The sequence below is a fragment of the Chitinophaga sp. genome (assembly GCF_039596135.1).
GTDB lineage: Bacteria > Bacteroidota > Bacteroidia > Chitinophagales > Chitinophagaceae > Chitinophaga.
Genome location: NZ_JBCNKH010000019.1, coordinates 53,238 through 66,386 on the forward strand (window position 1 = coordinate 53,238; position 13,149 = coordinate 66,386).

12 protein-coding genes are annotated in these 13,149 nt (G+C 44.0%); 1 reads left to right on the plus strand and 11 read right to left on the minus strand.

Going from position 1 to position 13,149, the window contains the following annotated elements:
* Positions 1-36: 36 nt before the first annotated feature.
* The 8 genes from ABDW16_RS13750 to ABDW16_RS13785 form a co-directional block, all read right to left on the minus strand.
* Positions 37-534 (minus strand): hypothetical protein, encoded by a 498-nt coding sequence (locus ABDW16_RS13750; RefSeq protein WP_343670454.1) that lies wholly within the window; start codon positions 532-534, stop codon positions 37-39.
* Positions 531-1,628, minus strand: coding sequence for a hypothetical protein (locus ABDW16_RS13755; RefSeq protein WP_343670455.1), 1,098 nt, complete (start codon positions 1,626-1,628; stop codon positions 531-533). Before ABDW16_RS13755 ends, ABDW16_RS13750 begins: the two co-directional genes overlap by 4 nt.
* Positions 1,629-1,635: 7 nt before the next feature.
* A complete protein-coding gene (locus ABDW16_RS13760) occupies positions 1,636-4,065 on the minus strand; it encodes a hypothetical protein (protein ID WP_343670456.1) in 2,430 nt (809 codons plus the stop codon).
* 442 nt (positions 4,066-4,507) lie between these two features.
* Positions 4,508-5,353: an AraC family transcriptional regulator gene (locus tag ABDW16_RS13765; protein WP_343670457.1), complete on the minus strand. Its 846-nt coding sequence runs from the start codon at positions 5,351-5,353 to the stop codon at positions 4,508-4,510.
* A 13-nt stretch (positions 5,354-5,366) separates the two neighbouring features.
* Positions 5,367-6,290, minus strand: coding sequence for an amidohydrolase family protein (locus tag ABDW16_RS13770; protein WP_343670459.1), 924 nt, complete (start codon positions 6,288-6,290; stop codon positions 5,367-5,369).
* A 75-nt stretch (positions 6,291-6,365) separates the two neighbouring features.
* Complete coding sequence (locus ABDW16_RS13775) at positions 6,366-8,822, minus strand: TonB-dependent receptor (protein ID WP_343670460.1); 2,457 nt, start codon at positions 8,820-8,822, stop codon at positions 6,366-6,368.
* 65 nt (positions 8,823-8,887) lie between these two features.
* Positions 8,888-9,694 (minus strand): helix-turn-helix transcriptional regulator, encoded by an 807-nt coding sequence (locus tag ABDW16_RS13780; RefSeq protein WP_343670461.1) that lies wholly within the window; start codon positions 9,692-9,694, stop codon positions 8,888-8,890.
* Between the two features lie 119 nt (positions 9,695-9,813).
* A complete protein-coding gene (locus tag ABDW16_RS13785) occupies positions 9,814-10,566 on the minus strand; it encodes a glucose 1-dehydrogenase (protein ID WP_343670462.1) in 753 nt (250 codons plus the stop codon).
* A gap of 101 nt (positions 10,567-10,667) precedes the next feature.
* Between ABDW16_RS13785 and ABDW16_RS13790 the strand changes: the two genes are divergently transcribed.
* Entirely contained in the window at positions 10,668-11,030 is a 363-nt protein-coding gene (locus ABDW16_RS13790) for a helix-turn-helix domain-containing protein (RefSeq protein WP_343670463.1), read from the plus strand.
* 8 nt (positions 11,031-11,038) lie between these two features.
* On the opposite strand, the gene ABDW16_RS13795 is transcribed toward ABDW16_RS13790, so the two are convergent.
* The 3 genes from ABDW16_RS13795 to ABDW16_RS13805 form a co-directional block, all read right to left on the minus strand.
* Complete coding sequence (locus ABDW16_RS13795; protein WP_343670465.1) at positions 11,039-11,890, minus strand: class III extradiol ring-cleavage dioxygenase; 852 nt, start codon at positions 11,888-11,890, stop codon at positions 11,039-11,041.
* A 62-nt stretch (positions 11,891-11,952) separates the two neighbouring features.
* Positions 11,953-12,105, minus strand: coding sequence for a hypothetical protein (locus ABDW16_RS13800; RefSeq protein ID WP_343670467.1), 153 nt, complete (start codon positions 12,103-12,105; stop codon positions 11,953-11,955).
* A gap of 38 nt (positions 12,106-12,143) precedes the next feature.
* The gene (locus tag ABDW16_RS13805) at positions 12,144-13,043 is read right to left on the minus strand and encodes an AraC family transcriptional regulator (RefSeq protein ID WP_343670468.1); all 900 of its coding nucleotides are present in this window, start codon (positions 13,041-13,043) and stop codon (positions 12,144-12,146) included.
* Positions 13,044-13,149: the final 106 nt, after the last annotated feature.

Consider the following 13,149-nt stretch of genomic DNA (forward strand, 5'->3'; position numbering starts at 1 on the left):
AAGCTATTCTTCTCCGGGTTGACATTCTACTGATCATCATAGGTGTAGGCTTAAAGAATCAATGTGATTAATAGCAGCACCTTGTACAGGGAAGGTGATGTACTTGTGGTTAAATAGATAATCTTTAAAAAGCAAACGGCAGTTCACCTGCGAGTATGCCAGCGGGCGGTCGAATACCAGCATATATTCCAATCCACCGATGTTGCCATTGGCCACCCGTACAATGTCTACAGGTGCCGTTGTATCGGTTACATTCACAAATGCAAACATAGAATCCAGTCCGTAGGTATAAGCGACTTCACTGGTATTCTTTATAGCCGAGCCATCGCTGTTAGAGATCTTTAACCGGAATCGAAGCAGGTCCATCTCACTATTTTTAGTGGGTGGCATATATTGCAAACGGTAATGGAATCCATTTTCTTCCTTATCCTGCAACATCCCGGTTTCTGCCACAGCCGTCATTATTGCCTTCTGATTATTCCTGCAGGCACTCAGTACCAATAGCCAGCAGCACAAGATTAATCCGTACTTCATTCTGCTTGTTTATAAATAAATCTTAATTGTTTACGTGTTCCATCAGGCAATGTTACATCCATGATGTAGTAATACCCATCCTTGAAACTACTGTTATCAGACAGATCAATGACTACCTGATTGTATCCTCCCGCAATAGGAATTACCGGTAATTTCTTTATAGCCTGCTCAGGTTTTGTCAGACAACGAATAGAATATACCAGGTCAGTAGCAGCATATGTATTTTGCAAACTAAACAGGAGCTGCCCTCTGGCGATATAGAAATTCCCCTTTGTCAGGTCTTCGATATTTCTGAAGGCTTCCGCAGGGAGCTTAGTTGAATCCTTTTCGCAATCAACTGTGAAAGACCAGATTTCGGATTGTGCCAACACCAGGTCGTTCTGATAGGCGGACACCTGCCATGCATATTGCTTTCCTTCTACCAGCTCATTCGCAATGGAAGGATATAATAACATTGGCATGGGAATCTGACGCTGATTTATAATAGCCAGGTTCATTCTCAGTGCTTCCACCGGCTGTTGCCTATCCTTCACCTCTACCAGCAGCAGCCGGTATTCCACGCCATTGACTGCGGGTATCAGAGGCTGCCAGTTGAAGGATGGACGCTTGTCACAGATCTTGTCTTCATCATAAGGTTGAATCAGCTGCATGTTGCTGAAGGGTTCCAGCTCATAACTGAAACACTGCTCTGCCAGCAATTCATTATTGTGGTTCACGCCTTCATACAACTGAAAGCAATATTCATAATCTCCCTCGGGGAAATAGCCACTCTGGCGGATGACAGTAGCCAGTTTATTTGTACCAAAGCCTACTGTAGCATGGTAAACCGCTGCCGGTGGCACCGTACCTACCCCCGACATCAACTGAAACTGTGGTATATCAATTGTCACCACGGCACCGGCGTGGGCTTCAGTTACCACAATCCGGAGGTTGGCTGTCACTATACCACCAGTATTGCCAATGCGAACTTTATAGATATTGTCAATTGATCTTCCCTGCACTTCAGGCATGAATGCAAATGTATATTGCGCCTTTCCCTGCAGGCAAAACAAACCGAACAGCGTGGTCAATAAAATGCTGATTCCTTTCTTCATATTGCTATCAGTTTATCTGATAATGAACCGCCATCGCGGTGTTGAATTTTCCGTAATAATAATTTGCAACAGAGTTGAACAGGTTCTTTCTTACATCGGCAGAAAGACTTACACTCCAACGCTTGTACAACTGGGTTGCAGCCTGCTGACGGATACCGATCTGCTCGACTACATCTTTACTGTTCATATAGATCAGCGTGCTTCCGCAGGATATTTTTTTCGCCAGCGTGTACTGATAACCACCTTCTGCATTAAACAGGTTGTTGTATACTGCTGCATTATTAATATCCTTACTGAACGTGAGGCTGGTGATCACCATACCCGGACCTGCCATTAAGGTCTGTGTAGATCCTACATTCAGGAACAAAGTCTTTATTTCCAGGTAGTCCAGTTGCTGAAGACCTAGTGTGGTGTTATTACTAAATACTTTGCCGTTGATCTTTCCATTTACCTGGGAGCTGAAGGAGACTTTCCTGTTCATGTATGCATTGAATCGATGCCCGCTACTATCTTCACGCAGGGAACTTTGTAATACATTCATGCTAACAGTCACCTTCTTCGTAAATCGGTAACGCGCATCTACAGCATAGGTGAGACTTTTCCTTTTATTACTGGTTAGTGCAGATGTAGCCAGATCACGTATATCAGTACGCAGACTGACTGTTGCTTTATTCTTCAACCAGCTGCGCTTTAACAATAAACCATATTGCATAGTACCTCTGCTGGCAAAGGGCGCACCGGGATTAACATAACCAAGGCCGGCGTAATTAATATATACTTTATGCGTCAGCCCCCATTCCTTTACACTGCCATTCAATGCCAGACCGACTGAAGCAGTAGCCCAGAGATCATCCAGTAAATGCCCGGCAGCGGATTTGGATACATTCGCGGCATCGGAGGCTGTGCCATATGTACTACTGGATTTTGAAAGGGTTACATTCAATGTACCCAGACTACCTAAGCCAACCTGCTCACTCACTGAACCTACGAATACATTTCGGCTGATTGCTGATGTGTTAAAGCCGTTATTGCTCTGAGTCTTCGAGCCAGCGTTCAAAGCAGAAAATGAAGTGCCCCCTTTGCCAAGGGTAATACCCTGCATACTGTAAGAAGTCTTGCCTGTGGCAGATTGTGTTCCTATATCCTGAATACCCAGTTCGCTGCTGTTACCTGCCAGTAAGCCGATCGCTTTATTGCCTTTCAGGAAGGAGCCCGCCACCCCATTCATAAACAAGCCGGAGGAATCACCTACGCTACCGGCTTTCAGAGAACGCATATTCATCATCATCTTTTGCAGAAAGCTTATTTGCAAAAGCTTTCCACCCATAGCAGCGGTATTCTGATCATTTCGCATCCAGCTTTCAATATTACCATCTACCTGCTTTTGCGCCCCCAGCAGCTGGTTCATTTCTTTCACGTCCCCCATCTCTGTTTTCAATGACAATACCTGTCGAAAATATGCCGACTGCTGATATTGCTTATATAAAGCCTGGTCATTACTATCTTTTGAAGCCGCCAGTAATTTTACAGAATCAGCTGAAAGATCGATGGGTAGAGTATTTCCCATAATAGACCGGCGAAGCTGCGCTGTATCTAAATACATTAGCTGATCACTACTGATCTTATTTTTCACACCCTGCTGTTCCAGTGAATTAAGCGAAGTGGTGGCATAAGACTTCATACTGCTCTTAATATCCAAGTCATCGAGAAAATACTTTTTCAGATCATAATGCTGATTCAACTGTTTGCTGACGGAACTCAAATATGCTTCCCTGTCAAAGGAGAACTGAACGAAATGTGCATCACTCAACGAAGGCCCGGTGTAATTATAACCAGATAAGGTGTTGTAATTAATCTGAATAGGAATTCCACCCACTGTCACCACATCCTGCACGGTGCCTTCGTTCCACCAACCGGACATCATTGCCGTTGTATCCATATATGCCGTGGTCCATGATATACCTTTAAGGTTATTTTGAGGAATTGTTGGCAGGCTTAATTTGCTACCCAGCTGATTATTCCTTAAGGCATAAAAGCCCCGGAGCTTATTATCAATATAAGCCGCCGTCCTGGCGCTATCTTTCATTCCATTGAACATAGCCTTCATTTTAGCCATGCCCGCGGCACTATTGCCAGATTTAAGGTATTGGGTAAATGCGCCTTTAGCAGAAGTATTCATACCACTCAAACCTAACCTGCTGAATGGTATGCTATCGGCACTTACAGAAGGGGTATTCTGCATCGAACGCTGATTAACGGCTGTAATCACAGCCTGCTTTAATAAAGGTTGTTGTAATAACTCACCATCTGCCAAACCGGATGGCAGCGTATCAGGGATAACCGGGGATAGGCATACCTGGCCCGCCAATGCACGGGTACCCAGCAATACCAGCAGGCATAAAACTACCGGCAATGCCCTTTTTAACTTTCTATACATAGTAAAAGGTTCAGTGCAACATAGAGGTATAGGATATGCTACTCCTGTAGCGCATATCTCAGTACATTAGACAATAAAACGGTTGAAAAACAGTAGACATTCAGGCTACAAACTACAAAATGCCCAATAAAAACACCCCAAAGATTAACACCGATAGCTATTTAGGTACTTTTTTACGCTACGATGAATGCTTGATTAACAAATGTTCGCCATAGGTATTTACTGCAACAACACAGCACAAAGAAATACATTTTTTTTAAAACTTTAACATTTCCCGGTATAAAGAATTAATGATTATTTACAACAGGAGATCAATATTCCTGTAATTATAAAACGGGGAATATCCCTACAGGAAAAGATTTGAAGAGAATGAACAGTCGTCACAACAATAAAACAGAAAATGTATTACCGATTTTTTTATCTTCCAAACGAGTTTTTTTGTCTATGAAATTAACTCCCCGCCCCTGATCTTCTTTCGAAACGTTAGCGCCGTCATACCCGTCTCTTTCAGAAATATATGCGAAAAGTAAGAATGATTTTCAAACCCCAACTCCCCCGCCACCTGCTTTACATTCAGGTCTGTAAAGTATAACAGTCGCTTCGCCTCTGTGATAATTTTATATTTTATCCAGAATGAAACTGTAGAACCAGTTATCTTTTTTATCACTTCATTCAGATACGGTGCCGAAATATGGAGCATCCCCGCATAATCAGCAGGACTTTTATACGCTTTTATATTTTCATTCAGCAGCTTTTTAAACTCCATAGATAACAAGGCTGGTCTTGATATTACCTTTGCAGACTGTTGCACAGCATTAGCAGCCATTTCAAGAAATGCACGCAGTAATGCCAGCAACACATTGCGTTGCTGGCTGGATGTTTTCCGATGTAAAATACCGAGCAACAAATCAAAATCCTTTATCTCCTCAGGCGTTAAAGTAATCGGCTCATGCTGCCCGGACCAGCTTTCAATCATATTCCTGCATGCAGGGTCAACCAAACCTGGATCCGCTGCCAGGTACCATCCTTTTGCTTTTTTCGATTTGATGCGATAATGAATCTGCTCCGGCAAAATATAATAGATCGAATTGGGGCCAACCGTCTTTTCCTCAAAGTCTACAACTGTGGAGCCCGATCCTTCCACCATGATAAAAAATATATAATGGTCATCCCGGTGTGCGCCTACGTCTATAGATTGCCGGTGACTAATTTCATCCTGCGAGAATGGTTTCACCAAAAATCCCAGGCCGCCCTTGTCTTGTAATTTCCTTATTGGAATACTGTGCATAACACAAAAATAGCTATTTCAATCTCAGCAATCTATCTGCATTCCCATGGGCTATTTTGGCCACCTGCTCAGCCGGGAGCCGGATATTATTCAGAAAGTCGATCCCCATCTCGTTGCTGCTAAACGGGTAATCTATGGAAAAGAGGATATTATCTATACCTATAGTATCTATTGCCAGCTGCAATTGTGGTTGTGTAAAGATCCCACTGGTAGTAATAAAAAGTTGTTCCCTGAATGTATCGATCAATGATCGTTTACCCTGGCTAAAGATCCTATTCATCCTCGTCCACATCATCGGCAACATTTCACCCATATGACCGATGATGATCTTTAAATTAGGATATTTATCAAATATGCCAGCGGCAAAAAGGCGGAGTATATGGATTGCTGTTTCTGAATGCCATCCCCAACCGTAGCAGGCGATTGCTTCATTAGGGCCTGTGGTACCGCCGATATTGCTGTAATAGGCATCGATCACTGCCTGTGGTGGCACACCAGGGTGCAGGTAGAGTGGAACATCCAGCTTTTCTGCCCGTTCAAAAACAGGCGCAAATTCAGGCGCATCCAGGAATTTTCCATTGATGGTGCCCCTGATCATAGCACCCTGAAAACCATACGTTTTTACGGTACGTTCTAACTCATCTGCCGCTGCTGCCGGGGTAGTCATAGGCAGAAGTGCAAATGCCGTAAATGATTCCCTGTGGTCTTTTATTTTGTCTGCCACTAAATCATTATAGGCGGAGGCATACGCGGGTGAGGGTACATCTGTATTTTCTATAGAAAGCACCTGCATGGTGATACCAGTTGCCTGCATGGAGCTGAGGCGCTCCCCTGTAATATCCGCCAGTTTTGCCTGCATATGTTGGGCGGCAGCGGTGGAGGTCGATATGAACATTTCCGGGAAGGAGACGTGTTCTTCTAAAGTTATTATTCTCATATATGCAAAGAGAACAAACTCCATGCTGGATATCAATAAAGAGAATAAGGTAATGATAGCAGAATTCGAGGTATTTTAAAATTCCCGATCCCCGGTTTCACTAACCGGTAATTTCAGTTTGCTGGCAAAGCGGTTCAGGTTAAAACCGAGATTAATCATAATTACATCTGTCTCTGTGATATAATTGGTGGTTGTAAAAAATGCAGGTCCGGAAGTAGTGATCCGCTGCTTGTTGGCCCCCAGGAAACCCATATTCATATTCTGCCACAACACCCCTACCTTCATCCGGCCAGCCATCAGGCTCTTTCTGACCGATGTATTGGGTACAAAGAAAGAACCATCCTGCCCCTGTGCTGTTGGCCGTTTAGACAGGTAGTTGGCATTTAACTGTACATTCCATGTTTTGGCGAACTGAAAGGTAACGTTTCCATTGATCGTATAGGCCCATTGCTGGTTAGCAATTGTAACCGGTTTATCTAGTATGGAAATATCTCCATTGATTTTGTAATGATAAATGTTCGTACCCAGGTACAATGTACACCATTTGACAGGCGACACATTCAGGCCCGCTTCTATTCCAAACTGTTGTGCAGCGCCTGCATTGGAATAAACGCGGTTAAGGATCGTATCTGCATATACACTGTTCAGTCGTTGAATAGGATTTTTGATATGCTGATAATAGAACGTACCAAAAAAAGATCCTTTGCCAAAGGTATTGTTCACGCCTACCTCCGCCAGGTCAATAAATTCAGGCAACAGGTCAGGGTCTCCCTCTTCCAGCGTTTCTGAATGTTCCCGTTCAGGAATAGGATTCAGCTCCAGGTTAGAAGTGCGTTGTACCCGCTTGCTATAGCCGGCTTTCATGCTCCATGTCTGGGTAAAATGATAGAGAAGGTTAGCAGCGGGAAATAAGTTGGACAGGTGCAGTATATGCGGGTTAGGATCAAAAGACAAATTAACGGTCCTTGTCGCATACTCATAGCGCAAGCCACCATTGTATTCCAGCGCTCCAGCTTTTCCGGTATACTGACTGTATACAGAATAGATCTCATTGCGTGCATGGGTAGTACCCCTGAATTGATCAATATCTGGTTGCGAGGTGGCTGGTGTTACATAGTAATCGAATATTCCATTCTGGGTATCATGGCGATATTGTATCCCACTTTCCAGTTTGCCGCCACTGATCGGCGTGGCATAATCCACTTTTGCACGAAAGGCGCTGATAGGGCGTTTATAAGGATTATTTACGAATTGTATGGTATCCTTTGTGTTGGGATACTGAAGGTTGCGGTTCAGCGTTCCGCCATATAGATTGTCATGTTCATATTGAACTCCGGCAGAGAGGCTGGATTTATTGGCGAAGGTGTGGGCATAATCGAAGTTACCCAGGTTGAATGTACCTTCTTTTCGTTGTAAGTTTGAGTTGAAGTAGGTTGCACTGCTGATAAGCGCACCGGTTGTAAGATCGGCCGTAGTATTGTGATACAGCAAATCGGCCAGTCGCGCCTGGTATCTTTTACCACTGTAAAAACCGGCAGAGAAAGTGTTATTGGCATCCGCAGCAAAGCTTACAGAAAAACGGCCCGCATAGTTATATCTATCAAAGCTACGCTCGCCGGCCGAAGGGAAACGGGTGATAGTATTCCGGGTAAAATTTTTGGTATAAACATCCCCCTCCCTGTATCCGGAATTATCATTGCGGGTATAATTTCCCCCGGCAGACACATCCCATTTACGTTGTTTAAAACTAACGGTAGCATCTGCCCCAAAGCGTTTGGGGTTTTCCAGGTTACCGTAATCCGTTGTACTCAGTCCGCCCTGCACATTGGCATTGAGGGTAAAGCCATCGCTGGCTCCCTTTTTTGTAACGATGTTAATCATCCCGCCCCTACCATCAGGATCGTATTTAGCGGAAGGAGCTGTAATGAGTTCTACATGGTCTATTGCATTGGCAGGTAGTTGGGTCAATACCGTCTCCGCATCTGCCAATACCGGTTTTCCATTCACCATGACCATAAACCCTGTTGCTCCCCGCACCGTGATATCGCCCTGGGAGTTTACCGCTACTGAAGGAAGGTTCTTTATAACGTCGATGGCAGAACCACCTTTGGCGCTTTCGAATTGTCCGGCATCATAAGATTGTTTATCGATCTTATTCAGGGAGGTAATTTTATGACCGGATACGCCTACTTCCTGCAGCATTTTCCCCGAAGGAGTCAGTTGCAGCACACCCAGGTTCAGCATTGTATTTTTTACGGCGACCTGTGCTATGAAGCGGGTATTATAACCCAGGAAAGAGATTTTCAGCAGGTAGTTACCCGGCGCCCTGTCTTTGATCTCAAAGGTTCCATTCGCCCTGCTCACACTTCCTGCTACCAGCAGGGAATCATCTTCCTGCAGCAACACTGCACTGGCATATTCAATAGGTTGCTGACTTTGTGCATCTATAATCCGGCCTTTGACACTGAAAGTTTGTGCATAGGAGATACCTGCGAAGCTAATGCAAACGAGAATGGAGCAAATGAGTTTCATATCTGTCAAAAGTAGCCGCTCCTTTTTAGAACCTCATGGTGCCAAACCCTGAATTTATGGTAAAATTAATGCAGCCTGGCTATGGCCATTTCCCGGTATTGCTTCGGGGTAAAGCTGGTGTAGAGCTTAAAGAATTTCACAAAATTAGAAGGGTCAGAGAAATCCAGCACATCCGTAATTTCTTTGATAGACAGGTCGGTATTGGACAACAACGTTTTTGCTTCCAGCACGATTCGTTCATTCAGCAACATGGAAGGTGTTTTTCCGGATGCGGACTTGCAGATCAGGTTCAGCTGTGCGGCAGGTATATGCAACATGTTCGCATATGCCTGAATTTTTCTGACCTGGTGGAAGTGCTCATTTACCAGGCTTCTGAACTGGTAATACAAAGGGGTAAACCTGCCTTCGGCTGATTGTGTGCGGGCTTCCTCTCCTGTTTTCAACACGATCAGCTGCAGGTAGGCTTTCAGAATAGCCGGAGAAGCCCCGGCACGGTAATCATCGCAAAACTGCCGGGTAAGCCCGGGTAATGTTTCAACATCATTCAAGGTGATGTTGACAGGTAAATTATAGGCAACGTCCAGGCACTCCCGGGTCAATAATTCTTCCCGGAACAGGATCACGTATCCCTTGGGGATTCGTGAAAAATCCCAGCAATGGGTTTGTCCTGGTTTCATGAAATAAACGGTAGGGGGTAATACCTCGTAACGCTGGTCATCGATTACGTGATAACCACCTCCCTGTTCTAATAGAATTAACTCAAAGTAATCGGCATGTTTATGAGGGACGGTAGGTTTGATCACTTCTTTGAAAGGACTGATCTTTAAAAGCTGGTCCCTGTCAATTTTTGACTTAACGGGTATGGCACTCATATGGTGACAAAGGTAATTTTTAAAACAGAAGGCAGGATGAAAATCCGGCTCAACGCTTAAATATAGATGCAAGTGGTTGTATCAAAGTTTGATACAACCACCAGATCAGGACACCTTTTTTAGAATCCATAAATACCTCCGGAAACGGCCAGCTTCTCTCCCGTTACCCATGCTGCTTCATCAGAAGCCAGGAACACTGCAGCCTTTGCGATATCGTCCGGCTGCCCCATACGCCCAAGCGGCGTATTCGCCACTAATTTCGCTTCAAAGTCACTCCCCATGATCCCTGACGTATGCGTGCCTTCAGTTTCAACACTACCCGGCAAAAGAGAATTGATACGAACATTATTGCCCCCCAGCTCTTTTGACAAAGCTACTGTGATCGCATCTAATGCAGCCTTTGATGCAGAATACACGGAACCTGTCGCCATAGGCATATTACTTGCACCAGAACTGATATTGATAATGTTTCCACCACGGGTACCAAATAATTTTAAAGCAGCCTGGATAGTGAGGATTGGCCCCCATACATTCGTATTGAATTGCTGATGAAAAGTACCTGCAGATACCTGCTCAATTGGTTCAAATTGATAAATACCGGCATTATTTACCAAAATGTCCAACGTACCGAAAGTGTTCTTTGTTTCTTCAAACAGCCTGTTTACATCCGCTTCTTTCGCTACATCGCCCTGCACAGCAATGGCAGTACCACCATTAGCAGTAATCGCCTTCACCACGTTCTCTGCCCCTTCCTTGCTGGATGCATAATTCACCACCACCTTTGCTCCTTCTGCCGCAAAATATTTAGCAATAGCCGCGCCTATTCCTTTTGATGCACCTGTTACGAGTGCTACTTTGTTCTTTAGTTTCATTTGTTGATCATTTAATGCGGATACAAAACTAGATGATGTAGGTTTATTTTGGTAATTTTGTAACCAAAAGTAACAGTAACTCAGAGGTAACAAAGTAACATATGAAGGAATGTACCAACTTTGAAAAACACCATAAAAAGGAGATGCGGGCAGTTCAGGATTCAATGGACGTGTTAAATGGGAAATGGAAAATATCTATTATCTCATCTATCTGCTTTTATACCAAAAGGAGGTTCTCAGACATTCTGGGGGATATAGATGGTATTTCAAATAAAATGCTGAGCAAGGAATTGAAAGAACTGGAATTAAATAAGCTCATCAGGAGAACGGTGATAGATACGCAGCCCATATCAGTACAGTACGAACTGACAGAGCATGGCATGTCGTTAAGGACGATTATCAATAACCTGACGGATTGGGGGATCAAACACCGGACGGAGATTATGGGGAATAACAATAAGTGAAACGGGTGTTAGCCGCCGATGATAAAGCTGCGCTCACTAAAAGCAGGTAGCAGAGGTGGCGCTTCGTAAAAATACCTGATGTCGTCACCTGGTTCTGACAGACCTAAGCTATATAGTACGGGTACGAAATGGTCTGGTGTGGGCGCTGCGAGCTTTCCTAAGGGATGGCTGGATGCATATTGAACAATATCTTCAAAATTTCGCTGGTCTACCTGCTTTTTGAGCCAGGCATCGTAATCGGCTTCCCAGCCGAAAGGGGTCATATCATTGAATTGCATTTTTTCCCTGACGAGTGAAAGATTATGGATCAAGGCGCCACTGCCAATGATCAGCACGCCTTTTCTGCGCAGGGACTTCAATTGTTGCCCAAGGGCGTAATGATATTCAGGTTTTGCATAATAGTCCAGGCTCAGTTCAAAAACGGGAATGTCAGCGTCTGGAAATAAGTGCATCAACATAGGCCATGCGCCATGATCCAGTCCCCATTCAGCAGTTTCTACGGCCTGAGGAATGGCTTTCTTCACTTCGTGCGCAAACTCAGGTGCGCCTTTTGCGTGATAATGTACCTTATAATACGCTTCGGGAAACCCGTAGTAGTCAAATATTTGTTGCTGAACTGCGGATTGATTTACAAAGGTGCCGTTTGTACACCAATGCGCGGAGATAACCACGGCAGCTTTTACATCGTAACTATTTTTCAGTTCTATTCCAAGATGGTATAAGGCATTCCAGAATGGATGTTCATCCCGGCTCATTATAATGTTCATGGGGTTGCCATGAGATGTAAACAGCACGGGCATTTTTTTGCTTTGTACCAAAAGTTGATCTGTGTAGTTCTTAAGCGCGCTTATATTCTCCATAGTAGATGCAAAATTAATGTCATCCACTATATATAAATTGGTAGTTTCCTACAGGAAAGCAGTTACATATTGGTAAGTCCTCTCACCGGTGCCACCTCCACCGCTGGCACAGCATCCCATGCCTTAATTACATCAGTAGTAAGAATATTGAAAAGCTGGGCAGCCTCCTGCGCAAGTTCCAGGCAACGGTCCAAATAAAGGGCATGATCTTCCATATGTAAATTCTATATTGTCCGACTTATATTTAACCTACCTACATATTCCCCTTTCTCCTAAGCCCCCGGTATTGCTCAGGACTTACCTCCATACTCTTCTTAAACAACCTTGAAAAATGAAAAGGATCATCATACCCTATCGCCACTGCCACATCTTTTATCTTCATATCTGTTGTATACAACAACAAACATGCCTTCTGCAATTTAAGATGAATAAAATAATTCAAAGGAGACATTCCCGTCGCCTTTTTAAACAAACTGGAAAAATGAGAAGGAGACAAATCAATCTTCCGGGCCAGATCCTCCACCGTCAGTGTTGCTGAAAGCTGCTGCTGCATATACCGGATCGTATCATTGATCCGGTCATTGATGGCTGACTGTTCCCCGGATACCTTGTCAGGATATACAAATGTGGCTATAAAATGATAGAGGTACAAGCTCGCCTTGCTCAGGTTATCTTTTCCAAATCCCATCTTCAGACTCTGAAACATGGCATTCCACAACTCAATCCCCTTCTCATTGGCATGAATATGCCGGGGACCATCAAACGGACCTATATTGAAATTCCGGTTAAACGTGTCCATGTCTTTTCCGCTGAAATGTACCCAGTAAATAGTCCAGGGATTACTGTCGTCAGAGCCGTAACGCAGGTGTAAACCGGTAGCAGGAATTATCACGAATTCATTGATGCCCACCTCAAAACGCCTGTTGCCAATCTCATACCACCCCTTTCCGCCGGTACAATAAATAAGAATATTATCTACACAACCGTTCTTTCTGTCACGGTAGTGAAACGCTGCCTTGGGGAAATAACCTATATGCGTGACATATAGCTGGCTTAGTACAGTATTTGCCTTGATTGCATTCTTCCAGACTGCATCAGGAAGACTAATGAGCTGTTGACCTGCAAAGCCATCTCTTCGTTTTACAGTTTTCATAACGCGCCGCCGGGATTTATCTACAAAATACAAAATCGTAGTATAATTCATGAAAATAAATGAATCCTCCATTTATTACAGCCCTGTGATTAGATACTTTTGTTTC